Source organism: Tsuneonella flava (assembly GCF_002870965.1).
GTDB lineage: Bacteria > Pseudomonadota > Alphaproteobacteria > Sphingomonadales > Sphingomonadaceae > Tsuneonella > Tsuneonella flava.
The window spans coordinates 394199-416632 of record NZ_PHSO01000004.1; the positions used below are offsets into that span (position 1 = coordinate 394199).

23 protein-coding genes are annotated in these 22434 nt (G+C 61.3%); 14 read left to right on the plus strand and 9 right to left on the minus strand.

Annotated features, from left to right (window positions below):
- Positions 1-21: 21 nt before the first annotated feature.
- The 4 genes from cobT to CV013_RS05455 all read right to left on the minus strand — a co-directional run bounded on the left by cobT (position 22) and on the right by CV013_RS05455 (position 4443).
- The gene (gene cobT, locus CV013_RS05440; protein ID WP_102154235.1) at positions 22-1845 is read right to left on the minus strand and encodes a cobaltochelatase subunit CobT; all 1824 of its coding nucleotides are present in this window, start codon (positions 1843-1845) and stop codon (positions 22-24) included.
- A gap of 14 nt (positions 1846-1859) precedes the next feature.
- Complete coding sequence (gene fsa, locus CV013_RS05445) at positions 1860-2513, minus strand: fructose-6-phosphate aldolase (RefSeq protein WP_102154236.1); 654 nt, start codon at positions 2511-2513, stop codon at positions 1860-1862.
- A 72-nt stretch (positions 2514-2585) separates the two neighbouring features.
- Positions 2586-3632 carry a hypothetical protein gene (locus CV013_RS05450; RefSeq protein WP_102154237.1) on the minus strand — a complete coding sequence of 349 codons (1047 nt, stop codon included), beginning with the start codon at positions 3630-3632 and terminating at the stop codon, positions 2586-2588.
- A 106-nt stretch (positions 3633-3738) separates the two neighbouring features.
- Positions 3739-4443 carry a DUF4197 domain-containing protein gene (locus CV013_RS05455; RefSeq protein ID WP_102154238.1) on the minus strand — a complete coding sequence of 235 codons (705 nt, stop codon included), beginning with the start codon at positions 4441-4443 and terminating at the stop codon, positions 3739-3741.
- Between the two features lie 58 nt (positions 4444-4501).
- On the opposite strand from CV013_RS05455, the gene CV013_RS05460 reads away from it, so the two are divergent.
- Entirely contained in the window at positions 4502-6667 is a 2166-nt protein-coding gene (locus CV013_RS05460; protein WP_102154239.1) for a primosomal protein N', read from the plus strand.
- Positions 6668-6711: 44 nt separating this feature from the next.
- Here the strand turns inward: CV013_RS05460 and CV013_RS05465 are convergent, their stop codons facing one another.
- Complete coding sequence (locus tag CV013_RS05465; RefSeq protein WP_223805277.1) at positions 6712-7158, minus strand: winged helix-turn-helix transcriptional regulator; 447 nt, start codon at positions 7156-7158, stop codon at positions 6712-6714.
- A gap of 40 nt (positions 7159-7198) precedes the next feature.
- On the opposite strand from CV013_RS05465, the gene CV013_RS05470 reads away from it, so the two are divergent.
- Entirely contained in the window at positions 7199-7795 is a 597-nt protein-coding gene (locus CV013_RS05470) for an FMN-dependent NADH-azoreductase (protein WP_102154240.1), read from the plus strand.
- A 64-nt stretch (positions 7796-7859) separates the two neighbouring features.
- The gene (locus tag CV013_RS05475; protein ID WP_102154241.1) at positions 7860-8489 is read left to right on the plus strand and encodes a glutathione S-transferase family protein; all 630 of its coding nucleotides are present in this window, start codon (positions 7860-7862) and stop codon (positions 8487-8489) included.
- An 85-nt stretch (positions 8490-8574) separates the two neighbouring features.
- On the opposite strand, the gene CV013_RS05480 is transcribed toward CV013_RS05475, so the two are convergent.
- Together CV013_RS05480 and CV013_RS05485 are read right to left on the minus strand one after the other, a co-directional pair.
- Complete coding sequence (locus CV013_RS05480) at positions 8575-9495, minus strand: CPBP family intramembrane glutamic endopeptidase (RefSeq protein ID WP_102154242.1); 921 nt, start codon at positions 9493-9495, stop codon at positions 8575-8577.
- 337 nt (positions 9496-9832) lie between these two features.
- Positions 9833-10873 (minus strand): bifunctional transcriptional activator/DNA repair enzyme AdaA, encoded by a 1041-nt coding sequence (locus CV013_RS05485; RefSeq protein ID WP_102154556.1) that lies wholly within the window; start codon positions 10871-10873, stop codon positions 9833-9835.
- A gap of 111 nt (positions 10874-10984) precedes the next feature.
- Here CV013_RS05485 and CV013_RS05490 point away from each other — a divergent pair, with 111 nt between their 5' ends.
- The 9 genes from CV013_RS05490 to CV013_RS05525 all read left to right on the plus strand — a co-directional run bounded on the left by CV013_RS05490 (position 10985) and on the right by CV013_RS05525 (position 18858).
- Positions 10985-12553 (plus strand): trypsin-like peptidase domain-containing protein, encoded by a 1569-nt coding sequence (locus tag CV013_RS05490; RefSeq protein WP_102154243.1) that lies wholly within the window; start codon positions 10985-10987, stop codon positions 12551-12553.
- A 221-nt stretch (positions 12554-12774) separates the two neighbouring features.
- Positions 12775-13329 carry a F0F1 ATP synthase subunit delta gene (locus CV013_RS05495; protein ID WP_102154244.1) on the plus strand — a complete coding sequence of 185 codons (555 nt, stop codon included), beginning with the start codon at positions 12775-12777 and terminating at the stop codon, positions 13327-13329.
- Between the two features lie 2 nt (positions 13330-13331).
- Entirely contained in the window at positions 13332-14861 is a 1530-nt protein-coding gene (gene atpA, locus CV013_RS05500) for a F0F1 ATP synthase subunit alpha (protein WP_102154245.1), read from the plus strand.
- Positions 14862-14889: 28 nt separating this feature from the next.
- Positions 14890-15759, plus strand: a complete 870-nt coding sequence (locus tag CV013_RS05505) for a F0F1 ATP synthase subunit gamma (protein WP_102154246.1) — start codon at positions 14890-14892, stop codon at positions 15757-15759.
- A 22-nt stretch (positions 15760-15781) separates the two neighbouring features.
- Positions 15782-17239, plus strand: coding sequence for a F0F1 ATP synthase subunit beta (gene atpD, locus CV013_RS05510; protein ID WP_102154247.1), 1458 nt, complete (start codon positions 15782-15784; stop codon positions 17237-17239).
- 4 nt (positions 17240-17243) lie between these two features.
- On the plus strand, positions 17244-17657 hold the full coding sequence (locus tag CV013_RS05515) for a hypothetical protein (RefSeq protein WP_102154248.1): 414 nt from the start codon (positions 17244-17246) through the stop codon (positions 17655-17657).
- Between the two features lie 2 nt (positions 17658-17659).
- Positions 17660-17917, plus strand: coding sequence for an ATP synthase F1 subunit epsilon (locus tag CV013_RS05520; protein ID WP_102154249.1), 258 nt, complete (start codon positions 17660-17662; stop codon positions 17915-17917).
- A 339-nt stretch (positions 17918-18256) separates the two neighbouring features.
- Complete coding sequence (locus CV013_RS15655) at positions 18257-18496, plus strand: hypothetical protein (protein ID WP_123639935.1); 240 nt, start codon at positions 18257-18259, stop codon at positions 18494-18496.
- Positions 18497-18612: 116 nt separating this feature from the next.
- Positions 18613-18858 (plus strand): DUF1153 domain-containing protein, encoded by a 246-nt coding sequence (locus tag CV013_RS05525; protein ID WP_102154250.1) that lies wholly within the window; start codon positions 18613-18615, stop codon positions 18856-18858.
- 19 nt (positions 18859-18877) lie between these two features.
- On the opposite strand, the gene CV013_RS05530 is transcribed toward CV013_RS05525, so the two are convergent.
- Both CV013_RS05530 and glmU read right to left on the minus strand, forming a co-directional pair.
- Entirely contained in the window at positions 18878-19153 is a 276-nt protein-coding gene (locus CV013_RS05530; RefSeq protein WP_102154251.1) for an HNH endonuclease, read from the minus strand.
- On the minus strand, positions 19150-20511 hold the full coding sequence (glmU, locus tag CV013_RS05535) for a bifunctional UDP-N-acetylglucosamine diphosphorylase/glucosamine-1-phosphate N-acetyltransferase GlmU (protein ID WP_102154252.1): 1362 nt from the start codon (positions 20509-20511) through the stop codon (positions 19150-19152). Before glmU ends, CV013_RS05530 begins: the two co-directional genes overlap by 4 nt.
- A 76-nt stretch (positions 20512-20587) precedes the next feature.
- Between glmU and CV013_RS05540 the strand changes: the two genes are divergently transcribed.
- Positions 20588-21256, plus strand: coding sequence for an HAD-IA family hydrolase (locus CV013_RS05540; protein WP_102154253.1), 669 nt, complete (start codon positions 20588-20590; stop codon positions 21254-21256).
- A 103-nt stretch (positions 21257-21359) separates the two neighbouring features.
- Positions 21360-22289, plus strand: a complete 930-nt coding sequence (locus CV013_RS05545) for an SDR family NAD(P)-dependent oxidoreductase (protein WP_102154254.1) — start codon at positions 21360-21362, stop codon at positions 22287-22289.
- The last annotated feature ends 145 nt before the right edge of the window (positions 22290-22434 follow it).

The window sequence follows — 22434 nt, forward strand, 5'->3', positions numbered from 1 at the left end:
CACAAAGTATGCGTCCCGCAATCAATCGACCTCGAACAGGTCCGCCAGTTGTTCGATAATCGTGCCGCCGAGCTGTTCGACATCCATGATCGTCACAGCGCGTTTGTAATACCGCGTGACATCGTGCCCGATGCCAATAGCGACGAGTTGCACCGGCGACTGTTTCTCGATCCAGTCGATCACCTTACGCAAATGCTGTTCGAGATAGCCCGCGCTGTTCACGCTCAGCGTGCTGTCATCAACCGGGGCGCCGTCGGAAATCACGATCAGGATGCGGCGATCTTCGGGGCGCGCCAGCAGGCGGTCGTGCGCCCACAGCAACGCCTCGCCGTCGATGTTTTCCTTCAGCAGCCCTTCGCGCATCATCAGGCCGAGATTGCGCCGGGCGCGGCGCCAAGGTTCGTCGGCCTTCTTATACACGATATGGCGCAAGTCGTTGAGGCGGCCCGGTTGCGGTGGCTTGCCATCGGCCAACCACGCTTCGCGCGATTGCCCGCCCTTCCATGCGCGCGTTGTGAAGCCAAGCACTTCGGTCTTCACTCCGCACCGTTCCAGAGTGCGGCCAAGGATATCGGCGCTGATCGCGGCGATGGAAATCGGTCGCCCGCGCATCGAACCGGAATTGTCGATCAGCAGCGTGACGACCGTATCCTTGAATTCCTGTTCGCGCTCAATCTTATAACTAAGCGAATGGCCGGGGCTGATCACCACGCGAGACAGCCGCGCGGCATCGAGCATCCCCTCTTCCTGATCGAAGTCCCATGCGCGATTCTGCTGCGCCATCAGACGGCGCTGAAGCCGATTGGCCAGTCGCGTGACCACGCCCTGCAACCCGGTCAACTGGCTGTCGAGGTAAGCCCGCAATCGATCCAGCTCGTCCGCATCGCACAGCTCGATCGCCTCGACCACTTCGTCGAACTTCTCGGTATAGGCCTTGTAGTTGAAATCTTCCGGCAGATCGGTCCACGGGCGGTTCGGGCGGACGGGCATCATGCCCTCCTCGCCTTCGTCGTCCGGGTCGCCTTCGGTCATTTCCTGATCGGAAGTGGTTTCGGTCTGCTCATCGCCGTCGGAATCGCCTTCGCTCGGTTCGCCGGCGACTTCGGCGGTTTGCGGATCGCCTTCGCCTTCGTTCTGCTCGTCGCCGTCTTCCTCGGGTGTTTCGCCTTCTTCCTCGTCGCCACCGTCGTCATCGTCGGATGGCTGATCGAGGTCGTCGGGCACCACGAGATCGAGGTGGCGCAACATATCGAGCGCCAGCCCCTGAAATGCCGCCTGATCGTCGAGCGAAAGAGCCAGCGTTTCAAAGTCCGCACCTGCACGGCTTTCGATGAATTCGCGGACCATTTCCACCCCGGCACGGGCGCGGTCGGGCACCGGTTCGCCGGTCAGCTTTTCCCGCAACATCAGCCCAAGCGCCGATTGCACCGGCACATCGTCTGCCGACTGCGCACGGGAAATAGGATCGGATGCGGTGCGTAGCTCTGTCGCAGAAGCAAGATTGCCGCGCATCCCGGCGAAATTGTTCGCACCCAGAGCTTCGTAACGAACCTGCTCTATCGCGTCGTAACAGGCCCGCGCGGTCGGTTCGCTCGGTGCGTTCTTCGCGTGGAGCGCTTCGTTATGATGACGCAACCTGAGCGCGAAGCTGTCGGCAAAGCCGCGCGCTTCCCGCGCCTGATCGGGCGGCAGGGTGCGGCCCGGCAAGGGAACGCGAAAATTCTTGCCGTTGGCACTGGGCGAATCCGCGCTCCACGCGACTTCGACTTCCGGCTCGTGCGCGATGGCGCGCGCTGTGCCGGTCAGCGCCTGCTTGAAACGGTCGAGGGGTGTCTGGTCGGCCAATGCGCGTCTGAAACTTACAGAATGCTCTGCCCGGTCTTCGCCCAGTCAGCGAGGAAGCCTTCGATGCCCTTGTCGGTCAGGACATGGTTGGCCAGCGATTTGATAACCTTGGGCGGCATCGTTGCGACATCGGCCCCGATCCGCGCGCTTTCCAGCACGTGGGTCGCATGGCGAACGCTGGCGACGAGAATTTCGGTGTCGAACAGATAGTTGTCGTAGATCAGACGGATATCGCGGATCAGGTCCATCCCGTCGAACCCGTTATCGTCGTGCCGCCCGACGAACGGGGACACGAACGTCGCCCCCGCCTTCGCCGCGAGCAGCGCCTGATTGGCGGAAAAGCACAGGGTGACGTTCACCATCGTGCCATCGCTCGTCAGCGCCTTGCAGGTTTTCAGCCCGTCAATCGTCAGCGGCACTTTGATGCAGACATTGTCAGCGATTTTGCGGAGGACTTCGGCCTCTTTCATCATCGTTTCGTGATCGAGCGCGACCACTTCCGCGCTGACCGGGCCATCGGTGATGCCGCAGATTTCCTTCGTCACTTCCATGAAATCGCGGCCCGATTTGGCGATCAGGCTGGGATTGGTGGTGACACCATCGAGCAGGCCGGTTTCGGCCAGTTCCTTGATATCGTCGATTTCGGCGGTGTCGGCGAAGAACTTCATGTGAAAGTGGCTCCCGGGAATACGATTCCCGGAAAGCCTTAGCGAGCAGTTCGACCGGCGGCTAGGGGCCGATCACAGTCCGTCGGTAATTGCGCCGCATGCAAATGCGGTGAGCTGGCCCACTTTGGTAACAGAGGTGGTGACGCGCAGCGCATCGTATATCCCCTTGGCCGGATTGGCTGGGAGCAAACGGCTATACGCTTTCCCGTCGGCCCGAACCGGGAAGCCCAGTTTCCGCAACACCGGGATAACTTTGCCCGGCGGGTCGGAAAACAGCAGCGTCTCACCAGACACTGCATCGCTACGCAGGTAGAATGAGTTTTCCAGCCCATAGACTTTCAAGCCATGCCACATGCCTGAAAAGTGAACTTCGGTGACAACATAGTCCGGTTCACCCTGCCCTGTTCTGGGATATGACACCATTGTCTGAATCGGTTTGGAAAATCCGGGCACGCGTACTTTGGCCGGCAGGGGTTTTTCGGTTCGGCTATCCCATCGAACGATGCCATTGAACACATCGTAGGCCGACTTGCTCCATTCGCATTCGGATGGCTTCGCAAAATCAAGCCAGTCGAGCCTTTTCGGGGCAATCGCGAATTGTTTCGTTCCTGCTGCCGGTATGGCAGATCCGTAGATGCGGCTGGCCACCAGCTTCTGAGCCAGTGTGGCCGCCTGCGTATCGGACAGCCCCGCAGTCCCGGATGACGGACGCAGGTCAGACAAAAACGTCAATGCCTCGTCCCGCAAAGCAACATCGGTGCCCGAGAGGATGTAGGCCAACTGCCCGTAAGTCCACGCATCCTGACCAGTCGCGATCTTACGCGCTGCTGCCAGAAACCCATCAGGCGTGCCATGCATCCCGGCCTGCACATAGTATTCAGCAATCTGATCGGTGCATTTCGACTGAGAGAGGAAATTCATGATTTTCGAGGGGCCCTTCGGCTCCTCGTAACCGCATGAGAACGCCAGTGCATAATACTCGGCGCCCGTCAGCGGTTGCCCCTTCTTCACGCGCCCGCGCAAAGTCTTACGCATCTTGGTGATCGATGAGTGTTGCTTGAGGACCGGGCCGATTATCTCCCCGGATGGCCTCGCCTGCGCGGTGGTTGGCAGACTCATGACCATTCCCGCTGCCAGTACCGCTGGTAGCGTTTTCCAAAACTGCATTTCTCAGTCCCCTGCTTATTCCAAGTGCAGGACCAGCATGCAAATTAATCGGCGGATGTCAAAGTCGTGCGCCGACCCCGAACACACCCATAATCAGCGGATCGTTGGTGCTGCGCGGGTTGGCGCGAATATCGGCCTCTTCGATTCCCATTTGCTGCCAGATCACATCGTTGACCTCTGTGGAAAACCTGTTGGCAACCTGGGGAATATCCACCCCGGTCAGCGCGGCGAGCGCCTGCCCGACGATGGGATCCTGCGCCACACGCAGGCCATCGCCCACTTCGGGCAGCATCGCATCGATCAGGCGGTTGCCCATTTCAGCTTGCAGGTAACTTGTCGCCGCCGTCGGTCCGCCGCGCACCAGATCGACCGCGTTTTCGAACCCGATCACGCGGATGGTATCGGCCACCACAGGTGCGGCCCGCTGCGCCCCGCGATAGGCAATCGGCGCGAGCGCACTGGCCAGCCTGTCCTTGAATAACCCGGAGGTGAGAATGCGCGCCAGCACCCCGCCGCGCGCACCGAGCATATCTTCGAAGCCCACTTGCGCGATCTGCTGATCCCAGAAACCGCCGGGAGCAGCCATACGATCGAACGCGCGTTCGCTGGACAGGAATAACAGCCGGGCAACCGCATCGGTGTAACTGTAACCACCATAAGTGGCGCAACCGGGCAGCGCCAGCAGGCCCATCGCGCCGATTCCGGCCAGAAATGTGCGGCGTCCAACGGGGGAAATCGTGCTCGCGGCAATCGAATTGGTCATAGGTGCTCTCCTGATCCTTGCCGCTCCACCCCGGCAACGCCCATATGTATGGTCAGATATGAACCGCGCCCGACTCCTGATGATGAATGCCGCGCTCGGCCCGCTCGACTATCGCGTGCCCGATGGCATGGATGTCGTGCCGGGATCGGTCGTGCTTGCTCCGCTTGGCCCGCGTCAGGTGATCGGAATCGTGTGGGAGGAAGGTCGGCTTCCGGCGGAACGGGTTGCGGACAGCCGCCTGCGTCCTTTGCTCGAAGTATTGCCAGTACCGCCACTGCGCGCCGAATTGCGGCGGCTGATCGAATGGACTGCGGACTATTACTGCGCTTCGCTGGCATCGGTCGCGCGGATGGTCCTGTCGAGCGGCGGCGCGCTGAAAGGCCCGGCGACGATGACCGAATACCGCTTGTCGGGCGGAATGCCCGAACGGATGACGCCCCAGCGCGAACGGGCAATGGCCGCACTGGAAGGCGAACAGGCGACGATCCGCGAACTGGCCGGCTTGTCCGACGTCAGCGAAGGGGTTCTGCGCGGGCTGGTCAATCAGGGTGTGCTGGAGCCGGTAGTGGTCGATTGCGACCGCCCCTACCTCCTCGCGCGGGCAGACTATGCCGAGCCGGTGCTGAACGGCGCCCAGCAGGACGTGGCGGACCGCTTTGTCGCGGCAGTGGAGGAGCGTCGCTTTGCCCCCTTCCTGCTCGATGGCGTGACCGGGTCGGGCAAGACCGAAACTTACTTCGAAGCGATTGCAGCCGCGATCCGTGCGGGGCAGCAAACGCTGGTGCTGCTGCCCGAAATCGCGCTGACCGAGGCCTTCCTGCGCCGGTTCGAAGACCGTTTCGGCGCCGCGCCGGTGTTGTGGCACAGCTCGTTGAAATCGACCGAGCGGCGGCGCGGATGGCGGGCAATTGCCAGCGGCTCAGCGCAAGTGGTGGTCGGGGCGCGGTCGGCCCTGTTCCTGCCTTACGCCAACCTCGGCCTGATCGTCGTCGACGAAGCGCACGAGACCAGCTTCAAGCAGGACGAAGGGGTGCGCTACAACGCGCGCGACGTCGCGGTAATGCGCGCCCGGTTCGAACGGATTCCCGTAGTTCTAGCCAGCGCGACCCCCGCTCTCGAAAGCCTGCAAATGGCGGCGGCGGGGACATATGAGAAACTCGATCTGGAAAGCCGTTATGGCGGGGCAATGCTGCCTGCCATCACGACGATCAACCTGACCGAAGAACCGCCCGAACGCGGCCGCTGGCTCGCCCCTCCGCTGGTGGAGGCGATGCAAGCGCGGATGGAACGCGGGGAACAGACACTGCTGTTCCTCAACCGCCGGGGCTTTGCCCCACTGACCCTGTGTCGCAATTGCGGGCATCGGTTTCAGTGTCCCAACTGCTCCGCCTGGCTGGTGGAGCACCGGTTGTCGCACCGGCTTGCGTGCCACCATTGCGGGCATGAGACGAGCACACCCGACGCCTGCCCCGAATGCGGGGAGCACGACTGCCTTGTCGCCTGCGGGCCGGGGGTGGAGCGGATCGCTGACGAAGTCGCCGCGATTTTGCCCGAAGCACGGGTGGCAGTGGCAACCAGCGACACGCTCAACACCCCGGAGAAAGCCGCCGCATTCGTTGCCGCGGCAGAAGAGGGCGCTATCGATGTGATCGTCGGCACACAGCTTGTCACCAAAGGGTTTCACTTCCCCGAATTGACTCTGGTGGGCGTGGTCGATGCCGATCTGGGGCTGGAAGGCGGCGATCTGCGCGCGGCGGAGCGGACATATCAGCAGGTCGCTCAGGTCGCAGGCCGTGCGGGGCGCGGGGCAAAGCCGGGCGAAGTGCTGATTCAAACCCGCCATCCCGATGCACCGGTAATCGCTGCCCTCGCCGCCGGAGATCGCGATGCGTTCTACGATGCGGAAACCGAAGCACGCCGCCATGCAGGCGCGCCACCGTTCGGCCGCTGGGCCGCAATCATCGTATCGAGCGAAGACGAAGCCGAAGCGCGCGAGGCCGCCAACCGCATCGGTGCCACTCGCCCCAACCTGCCCGATGTCGCGATCCTCGGCCCCGCGCCCGCGCCGCTATCGCTGCTGCGAGGGCGATACCGTTATCGTCTGCTCATCAACGCCCGCCGCACCGCTCAGGTGCAGGACGTGATCCGCGACTGGCTGGGCGCGCTGACCTTCCCCTCAGGCGTGCGGGTCGGCGTGGATATCGATCCGTACAGCTTCGTGTGAGGCAGGCGGAAGCGGGGGAGTGCAAATCCCCTCATCTCGTCACCTCATTCATCACACCCCGCATCGAACGTGGTGCGCGCATCTTCCACCGCAGCGCGATTGGCCATCGCCCAATCCCCCAGCGCCTGCACAGGTTCGCGCAGCGACTGGCCCAGCGGGGTCAGCGCATAGTCGACCCGCGGCGGAACGCTGGGCGTTACCGTGCGACTGACCAGCCCGTCACGCTCCAGCCCGCGTAGCGTGCGGGTCAGCATTCGCTGAGAAATGCTGTCGATAGCTCGCCGTAATTCATTGAAGCGCATAGGCCCGCGATCAAGATTCATCACCACTCGCATCGACCATTTGTCTCCCACCCGGCTCAGCACATCGTTGACCGCACGGCAGGCGCTGTGATCGCCATGATCCGCTGCCTTGTCGGCAGGTGCAGTAACACTGGGGGAACTAACGGACGGAAAGGTGCCTTCTTGCATAACTGCGGTCATGGTTTCCATATGGCCTCCTGGTAACCGATAGTAACTGGAAAGATCCTTCATGCAAATACTTCGAATCGACAGCGCATCGACCGGCGAAAATTCGATCAGCCGCCAGCTCACTCAAGCGCTGACCGATCATTTCACCGCAAAGTATCCCGATGCCAAGCTGATCGCACGCAATCTGGTCGCGAACCCGCTGCCGCATATCGACGATGCGCGGACCGGCGCCATTCGCCAGCCCACCGACGCGCATACCGACGAGATGAAGCAGGTGTTCGACGAAGAACGCGCGGTGCTCACCGAATTCCTCGAATCCGATATCGTGATAGTCGGCGCACCGATGTACAACTTCACGATCCCCAGCCAGTTGAAAGCATGGCTCGACCGTCTCGCTGTGCCCCGCCTCACCTTCCGCTATGGCGAAAATGGCGTCGAAGGGCTGGCCGGTGGCCGCAAAGTCGTGATCGCCTCCAGCCGCGGTGGCGCATACGAACAAGGTGGCGCGGCCGAACATCAGGAAACCCTGCTGCGCGATTTCTTCGGCTTTATCGGCGTCACCGACCTCCATTTCGTCACAGTCAACAACGCCGGTTTTGGCCCCGAAGCGGTGCAACAAGGCCTCGCCTCCGCGAAAGAGCAGATTGCTGAATTGTAAGCGTTTGCGCTGGACTTCTCCTCGATTGCCCCCAACTCTGCCTTGCAATCGAGGAGATTAAACCATGCTGACCGTCCACCACCTGCGGATATCGCAGTCAGAGCGTATCGTCTGGCTGTGTGAAGAACTGGGGCTCGATTACGACCTCAAAATCTATATCCGCAGGTCGGACAACAATCTTGCCCCGCCGGAATACAAGGCGCTGCACCCGATGGGGATTGCCCCGGTCATTACCGATGGCGATATCGTTCTGGGTGAAAGCGGGGCGATCTGCGAATATATCGACCGCAAATATGGCGACGAAAAATTATCGGTCGGCCCGGACAGCCCTGATTTTGCGGGGCACCTTTTCTGGTTCCACTTCGCCAATGCCACTTTCATGGCCAACGGGATGATGGGGCTGGTCGCCGCACAGATGGGCGGGCCAACACCCGAATTCGTAAGCGAACGGGTATCGAAAGCCTGGGCGTTGGCGGAAGCACGTGTGGGAGAAGCGGAATTCTTTGGCGGGTCGCAGCTGACCACCGCTGACATTATGATGGGCTTCAACCTCACCACTTCGCGGATGTTCGGGAACACCTCTCTCGAAGAGTATCCCAATATTGCCGGGTATCTCCAGCGCATCGGGCAACGGCCCGCGTACCAGCGCGCAATGGAGAAGTGCGAACCGGGAATGAAACCCAAGCTCGATTGAGCGATTCTATCGGGCCGGCGGTGGTTACCGGCGATACACCGCCGACGGCCTGCTCGATTGCTCCGCGTTGACCCCGGGGGGGCGCTTACGCCCGAACGATCTCTCTCGCCATCCGGCGACGCACCCACCATGGCCGGACGACATGCCCGGCGCGAACCGCCTTTACCGTCAGCCACACTCCTACCGCACCAGCCAGCACCAGCGCGACGACCGACGCCTCGGCCCCGAATGCACCGCCAGAGATCAGCGCTGCCCCTGCCGGATGGGCTTCGACCATTCCGTCGACGGCATGACCGGAAACGGGAACGTCCCACACCAGCCCTTGGGTCACATTCCATCCGAAGTGCAACCCGATAGGCAGCCATAGCGAGCGGGACAGCATATAGGCCCCGCCCAGCATCACCCCGGCCTCCACCGCGATCGCCAGCGAACTGAACCAGGTCGCATTGTCGTTTGCGATATGGGCGAACCCGAACAGGGCAGATGTGGCAGCCAGCGCGAACCAGCTTCCGCCCAGATCCTCCAGATAGCGGAACAGGATGCCGCGAAACGCGATCTCCTCGATCACTGCCGCCTGAATGCCAGCCACGAAGACAATCTCCAGCCACGATTGCGCGGTACCCATGCCCGAAACCGTGTAGCCGCCCATCAATGCGATCAGCCCGACAATCGCGGTCATCAGCACCGCCGCGCCGACGATCCCGATCATCAACCAGCATACCGACGCGATCCCGGCAAGGGGCAGATAATCCCGCCGTTCGGTGCCGACATGCGGGACGACCAGCTTGTAAATCGCGATGGCCAGCGCCGAACCCAGCGCCGCATTAAACACCATCTTCCCGCCTTCCGACAGCGGCAGATCGAGCAACGTGACCAGATAAGCGAGCCCACCGAAAACAATGGCGAACACAAGTACACTCAGCAGCAATGCAACGATCGGGAAATCGATCACCTGCCGCCACACGGGGAATCGGCGCGGGATGAATCTGGGGTTGAAAGCAGTCATGCGACCGTATCGCCACCGCCGATTGGCAAGGCAAGCACGGATCGCCAGGGCACTGATACACCCACTCTTTCCTACATCGGGCCGAACTGGCACATTCGCGCCGCCCTTCCCTGCCGCTCTTTTACATCGTCGACCGATAGCCAGTTCGCGCTGCCGCGCCGATTGCCTTCAGCTCGCTCCCCGGGGACACCCGAATGCGATCAGGCCACGGTTGGGCAGAGTATTCTGTGTGGAACGAAAGAACGCTCAGCCGGAAGAAGGCTTTTTTGCATCAGGACAGTGTAACATGTGTAACACCTGTTCAACCCCGACCTGCGATAGCTGAACGAAGCGCCGGTCAGTCGCCAGCCTCTTCGCGCCTGAGCAGCTCGCGCTTGATGTCGAGGCCATAGGCATAACCGCCCAGATCGCCCCCGGTGCGGATCACGCGGTGGCAGGGAATCAGCACGGCCACGTTGTTGCGGGCATTGGCACTGCCTGCCGCCCGCACGGCTTTGGGATTGCCCGCCGCCGCCGCGATCTGTGCATATGTGCGCGTCTCCCCGGCCGGTATCTCGCGCAGTGCCTTCCAGCAGGCCTCCTGAAAAGCGGTGCCCTTCACATCGAGCGGGATATGCGCGAAACCGTTGGCAGGCGCTTCCACCGAAGCCACCACTTGCGCCAGCAGGGCCGCAAACGCCTCCCCACCCTCCACCAGATCGGCTTTGGGGAAGCGGGCGCGCAGTGCCTCCTCCCCTTCGTCGAACGACAGGCGGCACACGCCCTTGTCGGTGGCAGCGACCAGCATCCTGCCCAGCGTGGTATCGACCACCGCCCAGTGGATCGTCGCCCCCTTGCCTCCATTGGCCCATGCGCTCGCGGTCATGCCCAGCCTGCCTTTCGTCTCATCGTAGAACCGTGACGGAGCGGAATAGCCCGCCGCATAGATCGCATCGGTCACTGTGCCTTCATCGCTCAGCGCTGCCCGCGCCCGCTCTTCGCGCAAGGCGCGGGCATAGGCGGCGGGGGACAGGCCGGTGTGACGGGTGAACACCCGCTGAAAATGGGTGGGGGAATATCCCGCCGCTTCTGCCAGTTCGGCCAGCGCAGGCGGTTCATCTGCCGCCTTGATCGCGGCAATGGCGGCCAGCACCGCGCGTTCGTCGCGCGCCACGTCTTTGGGGCTGCACCGCTTGCAGGGGCGCAGCCCTGCCGCCTCTGCTTCGGATGGCGTCGCGAAGAACTGCACGTTCTCTCGCCGGGGATGGCGCGCCGCGCACGACGGGCGGCAGTAAATGCCGGTGCTCAGCACACCGGTCACGAACTGCCCGTCGAATGCCCGGTCGCGCCGCAGCACGGCGGCCCATGCCTCGTCGTCGGTGAGGGTGCGTTCGGTCATCGCCGGAGTGGTGGCATATCGCGTCATTGCTGGCCAGATAGCGCATCCCACAGCGGCGCACATCCCGGCGCTTGCGGTCAAAGCCCCGCCCGGCGTAGAGAACGCAGCTGAATGGGACGTTTACTAGCCTTGCTCGCCGCGCTGTGCGCCTTTGCCATCGTGCCTGCCCCTACGCACGCCGAACCGGCCGACATCGCCGCCGCTGCCCGCGGGGTGGTTCGAGTGGTCATCATGGCCACCGATGGGGATCAGGTCTATCCGATCAGCCACGGCACAGGCTTTGCAGTGACACCGACCCGGATCGTCACCAACGCGCATGTGGTGCGGCAGGCGCAGATGGACGATACACTGCGTATCGCCGTGGTTCCGCCCGATGGAGACGGGGCCTCCTACGCCCGCATCGTGACCGTTGCCGCGTCCAAGGATCTGGCGCTGGTCGAAATCACCGATGGCCTGCGCCTGCCCCCGCTGACCATCGCCGGCAACCCGGCAAGCGACGGAGACGAAGTGGCTGCCGTCGGCTTCCCGATGAACGTGGACCGGGCGCAGGGGCTCGACATCGGGGACATCTTCAAGCCGCAGCAACCGGTGAAGAGCCGGGGCTTCATCTCAGGCAGCCGCCCTACCCGCGATTTCGACACCGTGCTGCACACCGCCCCGATCGCGCGCGGCAACTCTGGCGGGCCGCTCCTCGATTCGTGCGGACGTGTGCTGGGGGTCAACAGCTTCGGTGCCGAATCGGATGGCGCCGATGCGGAGTTCTACTTCGCTGTATCCGACCGCGAATTGCTGCCGTTCCTGCGCGATAACGGTATCTCGCCTGCGGTGAATGCAATGCCATGTCGCTCTATGGCTCAGCTCGACGCGGCTGAACGGGAACGCATGGCGGCCGAACAGGCCACTGCCCGCGCACAACTGGCAGCCCGCGCCGAGGCGGATCGCACTGCCCGCGAACGCGCTCAACTGGAGGCACAGCTTTCGGTTATGAGCGAGCGGGAGAACGCTATGGCGCTGGCGATGGTCCTGATGTTGATAGCGTGTGGTGCCGGAATTGCCGCATATGCCGCGCGCAATCGCGACGATGGCGGCAAGCGGATGCGGATCTATGGCGCAGTGGCAGCCGCTGCAACGGTAACCGCACTGACGATCTGGTTCACCCGCCCCGGCCTTGACGCGATCGACCGCAAAGTGACCGAAGCAATGAATGCGCGTGGTGACGCCGACGAATCAGGTGCCGAGGCTGAAAACGCAGCTGCCGCGAAAAACGGCGGCGGTCAGGAACTTGTCTGCACGATAGAGCCGGGGCGCAGCCGCATCGTCAGCCAGCCACCGGAAGACATGGCCTTCGCGTGGAGCGAGAGTGGATGCGTCAACCATCGCACGCAATATGGCTTCGCAGACGGAAAATGGAGCCGCCTGTTCGTGCCGAACGACGAAGATTCGGTCTCAGTCAATTCGTACGACCCGGATTCGCGCACCTTCCGCACCGACCGCTACCCCTTATCCCAGTCGGCAATGGCAGCGGCGCGCGCGGCGCGCGGTAAATACACCGCCCCCGCCTGTGGCGCGGCCAGTGCGGCCAGCAGGCTGGGCGAAATGCAGTCGGGCGTGGTCTCTTTGCTGACCAGTCAGCCAAACGAACGCCTTGTCTATTCGTGCAAACCGAAAGCGGGGGAATAGACCCAGGCAATTCGTCTATCCGCCATCCTGAATGTACCGTCGGATAGCGTGCACAACTGCTTGCGCTATCCACACCCATAAAGATCAATGCGTCAGTCAGGTTGCATCCCGGCAAACCCGATGATAGGGGCGCGCCAGCTAAGCCGGGGCAGCATAACAGTCGCCCACCCAACGGTGCGGCTGTTAAACATTCCTTTCCGACCCTTAGAGGACGACGACGAGTGGAAACTTCCGCCGGTATTCAGGCTAGCCTGCCAGGGCGCTACGCTTCGGCTTTGTTCGACCTTGCGAGCGAGGCGGGCACGGTATCTGCCGTCGAATCGGATCTCGATACGCTCAGCGCCGCGCTGACCGAATCGGCCGAACTCCGCGCGCTGACGATCAATCCCGAACTCAGCCGTCGCCAGCAGGGTGCCGCCATCGAAGGCGTCGCCAAACTGCTCGGCCTGTCGGATCTGACCGGAAAATTCCTCGGTGTGCTGGCGGGAAATCGCCGCCTCGCTTCCCTATCCGCAATGATCGGTGCGTTCCGCGCGATCGCCGCCGCGCAGCGCGGTGAAGTGAACGCGGAAGTGACCAGCGCCCACGCACTGACCGACGCGCAGATCGATCAGCTCAAACAGAAGCTGACCGCGCGCGAAGGTCGCACCGTCAAGATTTCGACCAGTGTGGATCCCGACTTGCTCGGCGGCCTCGTGGTCACCATCGGCTCCCAGCGAATCGATGGCTCGATTCGTACCCGTCTCAACTCACTTGCACAGGCCATGAAAGGCTAATCATGGAAATCCGCGCCGCAGAAATCTCCAAGGTCATCAAAGACCAGATCGCCAACTTCGGCACCGATGCAGAAGTCTCGGAAGTCGGCAGCGTGCTGTCGGTCGGTGACGGCATCGCCCGCATTCACGGCTTGGACAAGGTCCAGGCCGGTGAAATGGTCGAATTCGCCAACGGGGTACAGGGCATGGCCCTCAACCTCGAAGCCGACAACGTCGGTGTCGTGATTTTCGGCTCCGACGCCGAAATCAAGGAAGGCGACAGCGTCAAGCGTACCGGCACCATCGTGGACGTTCCCGTGGGCAAGGGTCTGCTGGGTCGCGTGGTCGATGCTCTGGGCAACCCGATCGATGGCAAGGGCCCGATCGAAGCGACCGAACGTAGCCGCGTCGAAGTGAAGGCACCGGGCATCATCCCGCGTCAGTCGGTGAACGAACCGGTTCAGACCGGCCTCAAGGCCATCGACGCTCTCGTGCCCGTCGGTCGTGGCCAGCGCGAACTGATCATTGGCGACCGTCAGACCGGCAAGACCGCTGTCGCCATCGACACCTTCATCAACCAGAAGGATGTCAACGCTGGCGACGACGAAGGCAAGAAGCTGTACTGCATCTATGTCGCTGTCGGTCAGAAGCGTTCGACCGTGGCACAGATCGTCCGCCAGCTCGAAGAAAACGGTGCGATGGAATACACCATCGTGGTCGCCGCGACCGCTTCGGAGCCTGCTCCGCTGCAGTACCTCGCTCCCTACACCGGTTGTGCGATGGGCGAATTCTTCCGCGACAACGGTATGCACGCCGTGATCGTTTACGACGACCTTTCGAAGCAGGCCGTGGCTTACCGCCAGATGTCGCTGCTTCTCCGCCGCCCGCCGGGCCGCGAAGCCTATCCGGGCGACGTTTTCTACCTGCACAGCCGTCTGCTCGAACGCGCTGCGAAGATGAGCGATGCAAATGGCGGCGGTTCGCTGACTGCTCTGCCGATCATCGAAACGCAGGCTGGCGACGTGTCGGCCTACATTCCGACCAACGTGATTTCGATCACCGACGGCCAGATCTTCCTCGAAACCAACCTGTTCTTCCAGGGTATCCGTCCTGCGATTAACGTCGGCCTGTCGGTCAGCCGCGTTGGCGGTGCCGCACAGACCAAGGCGATGAAGACCGTGTCCGGCTCGATCAAGCTGGAACTGGCGCAGTACCGCGAAATGGCAGCGTTTGCTCAGTTCGGTTCGGACCTCGACCCGGCAACGCAGCGCCTGCTCAACCGCGGTGCCCGTCTGACCGAACTTCTCAAGCAGAAACAGTTCAGCCCGATGCCGTTCGAAGAACAGACGGTTTCGATCTTCGCCGGCACCAACGGTTACCTCGACAGCGTCGAAACCAACCGCGTGACCGAATACGAAGGTGAAATGCTGGCATACATGCGCGCGCAGCACTCGGACGTTCTTGCCGAAATTCGTGAAAGCAAGAAGTTCGACGGCGGAACGAAGGACAAGACTGTCGCCGCGCTCGATGCTTTCGCTAAGCAATTCGCCTGAGCCTGAAGAGACTAGCTAGGGAGCCATCATGGCCTCGCTGAAGGAACTCAAAGGCCGGATCAACTCGGTCAAGTCGACCCAGAAGATCACCAAGGCCAAGCAGATGGTCGCGGCGGCGAAACTGCGTAAAGCGCAGACCGCTGCCGAGGCCGCGCGCCCTTATGCCGAACGGCTGGGCAAGGTCATGGCCTCCATCGCTGGCAAGGTTTCGGGCGACGGTGCCCCCAAACTGCTCGCCGGGACCGGTTCGGATCAGCGGCACCTGCTGGTGCTCGTCAACACCGACAAGGGTCTGTGCGGCGGTCTCAACGCCAACCTGGTGAAAGCCGCCAAGCTTAAGGCGAAGGAACTGCTGGCAGAGGGCAAGCAGGTCCAGTTCTATCTCGTCGGTCGGAAGGGGCGCGCGCCGATCAAGCGCGATTATGCCAATTCGATCGCCGAATGGTACGATACCAGCGAAGTACGCACTCCCGGCTTCCCCGAAGCCGAAGCGATCACAGCGCAGTTGCTCGACATGTTCGAGGACGGCCAGTTCGATGTGGCGCATCTGGTTTATCCGGTGTTCCAGTCTGCTCTGGCGCAAGACCCGACTGTGCAACAGTTGATCCCTGTCCCCGCACCCGAAACCGTTTCGGAAAGTGGCGCGGTTGTCGAGTATGAGCCGGACGAGGAAGAAATCCTCAAGGAACTGCTGCCGCGGTATGTCCGCACGCAGTTGTTCGGCGCACTGCTAGAACGCGAAGCCAGCGAACAGGGTGCATCGATGACCGCGATGGACAACGCGACGCGCAACGCGGGCGACCTGATCAACAAACTGACGATCCAGTACAACCGCAGCCGTCAGGCCGCGATTACCACCGAACTGATTGAAATCATTGCTGGCGCGGAAGCGCTCTAAGACGATAGGCAAGGAAGCAACAATGGCCACCGCACCCGTGCTCAACCAGACCACCAACGGCACCATCAGCCAGGTCATCGGCGCTGTCGTCGACGTCCAGTTCGATGGCGAACTGCCCGCAATTCTCACCGCGCTGGAAACCAAGAACGGCGAGAACACGCTCGTTCTCGAAGTTGCCCAGCACCTCGGTGAAAACACCGTTCGCACTATCGCGATGGATGCGACCGAAGGCCTCACCCGCGGGCAGGAAGTCATCAGCACCGGCGCGCAGATTTCGGTTCCGGTCGGTCCGAAGACCCTCGGTCGTATCATGAACGTAGTCGGTGAAGCGATCGACGAACGCGGCCCGATCGGCGCGGAACAGACCGCACCGATCCACGCGGAAGCCCCGCTGTTCATCGATCAGTCGACCGAAGCCAGCATTCTGGTCACCGGCATCAAGGTGATCGACCTGCTCGCTCCTTATGCGAAGGGCGGCAAGATCGGCCTGTTCGGCGGCGCCGGTGTGGGCAAGACCGTGCTCATTCAGGAACTCATCAACAACATCGCGAAGGGTCACGGCGGCGTGTCGGTCTTTGCCGGTGTGGGTGAACGTACCCGCGAGGGTAACGACCTGTACTACGAGTTCCTCGACGCAGGCGTTATTGCCAAGGATGCCGACGGCAACCCGACCAGCGAAGGTTCGAAGGTGGCACTCGTGTTCGGTCAGATGAACGAACCGCCGGGGGCACGTGCCCGCGTCGCTCTCTCAGGTCTGACTATGGCCGAGTACTTCCGCGATCAGGAAGGGCAGGACGTGCTGTTCTTCGTCGACAACATCTTCCGCTTCACGCAGGCGGGTTCGGAAGTGTCCGCGCTTCTCGGCCGTATTCCTTCGGCTGTGGGCTATCAGCCGACGCTGGCAACCGACATGGGTAACCTGCAGGAACGCATCACCTCGACCACCAAGGGCTCGATTACCTCGGTGCAGGCGATTTACGTTCCGGCGGACGACCTTACCGACCCGGCACCGGCAACCTCGTTCGCTCACCTTGATGCGACGACTACGCTCAGCCGTGCGATTTCCGAACTCGGCATCTATCCGGCGGTGGATCCGCTCGATTCGACCAGCCGCGTTCTGGAACCCCGCGTCGTGGGTGCCGAACACTACGAAACAGCTCGACACGTTCAGGAAATCCTGCAGAAGTACAAGAGCTTGCAGGATATCATCGCCATTCTCGGCATGGACGAACTGAGCGAAGAAGATAAGCTGACCGTCGCCCGTGCGCGTAAGATCCAGCGCTTCCTGTCGCAGCCGTTCCACGTGGCCGAAGTGTTCACCAACATTCCGGGCAAGTTCGTCCAGCTCGAAGACACGGTGAAGTCGTTCAAGGCCGTGGTTGACGGCGAATACGACCACCTGCCCGAAGCGGCATTCTACATGGTCGGCGGCATCGACGAAGCCGTTGAAAAGGCCAAGAAGCTGGCTGAAGAAGCCTAGTTAAGTGGATGAAGCTTTCCTCCAATTCGCGGGGATCGTCATTGGGGCGATGATCGCGGTTGGAGGATGGCTGTACAATGCGCGCAAAGAAAGGGAGTTCAGGAAGTTCGAACTTCGTGTAAAGTACCGCATTGAGACACTTGAATCTGCCCTCAATGCAGTTCTGACGTTAAACGAGAAACATCCTCAAGCATCTAGAATCGTTGAGAGCTTTACGGCTGCACGAAGCAAGATTGGCCTTTTCGGCACGGATGAAGAATTTCAGGAATTTGAGCGCCTAGTACGGATGATTGAGCAAAATGCTGGTGGCCAGTTGCAGGGAGAGAACATAAATGCTTTCCCTAAAATTCTCTTAGCGAACTTTCGTCGAGAAATTGGCCTGCCTCCTAGGTGCAGCGCATTAGAGCCTAAGGAATAATAATGTCTCTACACTTCGAACTCGTCACACCGGCCAAGCTGGTCCGTTCGGAAGATGTCTATATGGTCGTCGTCCCCGGTGCGGAGGGCGATTTCGGTGTGCTCGAAGGCCACGCGCCCCTGATGTCGACCGTGCGCGACGGCGCTGTGAAGATCTACGCCACCGATGGCGCGACGCCGGAGGAAGTTCAGGTCCGTGGCGGCTTCGCGGAAGTCGGTGAAAATGGCCTGACCGTGCTGGCGGAACACGTCGAAGACTGATTGCAACGCCAGTCGATTGCGCTGGCACCAAGGTAGGTCAACCGATCACGGCCTTACACTTGCATATTGGACGGCGGTTCGGCCAGATCACCCGGCCGCAATGTGAAAACCGCCGCAATGTCTGGGCGCGAATAGAGAACACTCGCCGTGCCATGTGACCTTGTGACCACACGGCCCCCTGCCCATCCCGACACGATCTGTACCTGCAGGCTTTGTAGCTATGATGCGTCGAGCCATTTCGCAGGCGTGCCCCCTACCGTGCTTCAAAACTATCCGGGTTTTCAGGCCTTAATCATAACTCGCCTCCGCCCATGCGGCACATTCTTGCACAATCTATAATTGGACGTTGCCGGTCCTCAGCCCGCCCGGCATAATTCCTGCCAATTCGGCGCGGGCGGCATAGCGGCTCTATCGCTGATCGTCGGGCAGGTTGGTATGGCCATGATAGATGGCAATCTTTTCTACACCTACCCCACCAGCATAGTCGTGCTGGCGCTCGTGGTGCTTGCCACCGATCGGGCACCACAGCAGTCCGAAGCAAATACCGCTGCCATTTCAAACCACACCCAATCAGCCTGACGCACAATGGGCTCGTTCCGTATGGTGAAAATAAACTAAACCATTCTTCGCAGGTCACCATTAGCCTTCGGCGCGGAATATGTGCGCGACGCAAGGGGGCAAATGGAGATTGAAGTATGGCTTACCCCTATAACAGTACCGTGGCAGAGGCGATCAAGCGCGCCGGTTTACCCAAATCGCACCGCGTGCACTGGTCCGACAACCGCAAAGCCGATGTCGTACGCGCCGTTCGCGAAGAGGTTATCAGTTTCGACGAAGCTAGCGAACGTTACTTGCTAAGCCGCACCGAATTTCGCGAATGGGAAGAACGGTTTGGCAAAACAGCCACGGCGAATGAAACACGCGAAACGGCAGACGCCTGATCCGCGCGCGTAATCCGGTTTAGTACGTCGGGGCGTGAAAATCGGGTGGCTTATTCGCGACCCAGTGCACGAATTTCATCAGCGCCGGGTTATCGAGCAGGCTTGCCCGATCATCCCCGATCCGGGCGAGCTGGGCGTTGGTGAAATTCGCGTGGATGGCCTGATGGCAGATCGGGTGAAGCGGGACTGTCACACGCCCCTTCTTCGCCTTGGGCACAGGATGGTGCCATTCGGTATGGGTGCCCAGCGGCCTTCCGCATAGCCAGCACTCCGAGGGAGGCGGTACTTCAGTCAACCGCCCTTCTCCCGTTCCGCCGCTTTCTTCTTCTTCATTGCATCATGAAAGCGATCGGCCCAACCGGGTTTGACGAGTTGTTCCGCACGGACGAGGCGCAACTCACCATCGCCAACATCGCGCGTGACCGTACTGCCTGCCGCGACGATAGCATCGGCGCCAATCCGAACGGGTGCGACCAATGCTGAGTTACTGCCAATGAATGCGCGCGCACCGATCACAGTCTTGTGCTTGAAATACCCGTCGTAGTTGCAGGTAATTGTACCGGCACCGATATTCGCACCCGCGCCCACTTCGGCATCGCCTAGATATGTCAGATGGTTTGCCTTCGCCCCTTCGCCCAGCACGGCTTTCTTCATTTCGACGAAGTTGCCGACCTTGGCGCGCTTCTCCATCACCGCACCGGGACGCAAACGAGCGTAAGGCCCCACTTCGCATCCCTCTCCGACCGTCGCGCCTTCCAAGTGGCTGAACGCCCGGATGCGAGCACCGTCTGCCACAGACACACCGGGCGCGAACACAACGTTTTGTTCCACCGTAACATCGCGGCCCAGTTCGGTATCCCAACTGAAAAACACGGTTTCCGGTGCGCGTAGCGATGCCCCATTGTCCATCGCTTCGGTACGCTTGAAATCCTGCCATTGTGCCTCTGCAGCGGCGAGTTCGGAGCGGCTGTTGATACCGCGTACTTCCGCTTCATCGGTTTCGACATAAGCGCTTTTGCGACCATCGGCAGCGGCAGTCATCACGATATCGGGCAAGTAATACTCACCTGCGGCATTGTCGTTACCAATACGGGACAGCAGCGCCCACAGGTCTGCGGCGCGGACTGCCATCATGCCTGAATTGCACAGATTGCAGGCACGCTCTTCCTCTGACGCATCCTTGAATTCCACCATCTTGGCAACTGTGCCGCCCTCGTCCGCAATGACCCGGCCATATGCGCCCGGATTGGCCGCACGAAACGCAAGTACGACGCTGGCGGGGGCATCCTCTGCGTGGAGCCGTTCGAGCATGGTACGCATCGTCGCGGGGCGAACGAACGGCACGTCGCCATACAGCACGATGACATCGCCAGAGAACCCGGACAACGCAGCCTGCGCCTGCTGAACAGCGTGCCCCGTGCCAAGCTGGGGTTCCTGCAAGGCAGTGGCCGCACGGCCCGCAACGGCCGCTTTGATCTGATCGCGACCGTGCCCGACAATCACCACTGTCTTGCTGGGCCCAAGTTCATCGACCGATGCCATCAGGTGATACAGCATAGATCGCCCGGCAATGGGGTGCAGCACCTTGTGCAGATCGCTTTTCATGCGGGTGCCCTTGCCGGCAGCGAGGATTACGGCAGCGAATTCGGTCATGATCTCTCCAGTTGCACGGGCGCTTTGCCACCAAATTCTTGCGGTTGGAAGAACAGTCGCCTAGCCGAAGGGGCACATGGCCGATTTTCCATTCGATATAGTCGCCTTCGATCTCGATGGCACCCTGCTGGAAACGCACCGTGATCTCGGCACTGCTGTGAATCACGCGCTGACGCTTGGAGGTTTCGCGACTGTGCCCATTGGCACCGCATCCGATCTCATCGGCGGTGGGGCAAAAATCATGCTTGCTCGGGCGATAGACGCACAGGGCGGCATAGAAGAAGGCCGGTTTCGCGAACTCTATAAGGCGATGCTCGCCTATTACGGCAAACACTACGCCGATCACACGCAGCCCTATCCCGGCGCAATCGAAGCGCTCGACGCGCTTGCCGCCAAAGGGGTGCGCCTTGCCGTGGTGACCAACAAGTTCGAAAGCTTCGCCAGAGGCATTCTCGACGCACTCGATCTGAGTGACCGGTTCGATTGCGTGATCGGTGGCGATACGCTGGGCAAAGGCAAATCGAAGCCCGCCCCCGATCCGCTGTGGGCAGCACAGGAACAGTGTGGCGGCGGGCGCATGGCATTTGTAGGCGACAGCTCCTACGACACCGGAGCGGCCCGCGCGGCAAATGTACCGGTGATCGCGGCCGCCTATGGCTATTGCGACAAACCGGCGCACGAACTCGATGCGGACGCCGTGATCGATTCGTTCGCAGGCTTAATTCCCGCGCTTGAAACGCTCTGACGCTACGGCATGGCGAACGGTCGCCGCGCCGGTTGCAACCGCGCGCGGAAAGTGCCACTCCCGCGCCACGTTTCCCTTTACGTAAAGCAAACTGGAGAGCCGCATGACCATTTCGTTTAAAGACAAAGTCGCAATCGTTACGGGTGCGGGTGGCGGTCTGGGCCGCGAATACGCGCTCGAACTCGCACGGCGCGGTGCCAAAGTTGTCGTCAACGACCTCGGCGGCTCACGCGATGGCACCGGCCATTCCGACATGGCGCTGCAAGTCGTCGAAGAAATCGAAAAGGCAGGCGGCGAAGCAGTCAGCAATGGCGCCAGCGTGACCGAATACGATCAGATGGAAAAGATGGTTGCCGACGCCAAGCAGAAGTGGGGCGGCGTGCACATCCTCATCAACAATGCCGGTGTGCTGCGCGACAAAACCTTCGCCAAGATGGAGCCGGAAGATTTTGAATTCGTGGTCAAAGTCCACCTGCTCGGCTCGGCTTATGCCAGCAAGGCATGTTGGGAAACAATGCGCGAACAGTCCTACGGTCGTATCCTGATGACGGCATCGTCCACCGGCTTGTTCGGAAACTTTGGTCAGGCAAACTATGGCGCGGCCAAGCTCGGCCTCGTCGGTCTGGCCAAGACTCTTCAGCTCGAAGGTGCCAAGTACAATATCAAGGTCAATTCGCTGGCGCCGGTCGCCGGTACGCGTATGACCGAAGACCTGTTCCCCGAAGAAGCCTTCAAGCTGTTCGACCCGGTGAACGTAGTGCCTGCCGCCCTCTATCTCGTAAGCGAAGATGCGCCCAGCAACGCCATCGTCGGCGCGGGTGCCGGTGGCTATCACTCGGCCTGGGTCGAAATGAACGAAGCCGTCTGGCTGCCGGAAGGTGAGCGGACAGTGGAAGGCTTCGCCGCAAACTGGGCGAAGATCAGCGAAGAAACCAATCTCCACGCTCCGCAATCGGGCGCGGAACAGTCAGGTGCGATCCTTCAGGCCATGCAGAAAGTTACCGGCACCGGGCCTTCGGGCACACGCGGCTGACCAACGGCGTATCGGTACGCTTATTCTGAATGAACATCTTCACCCCGGTCTTGTGTAACACCGGGGTGATTTGCTTCAGGGCTTTGTCTGCCGTCATGATTACCAATGACATGCGGCCGCAAAGATAATCCTGACGAAACGCGCG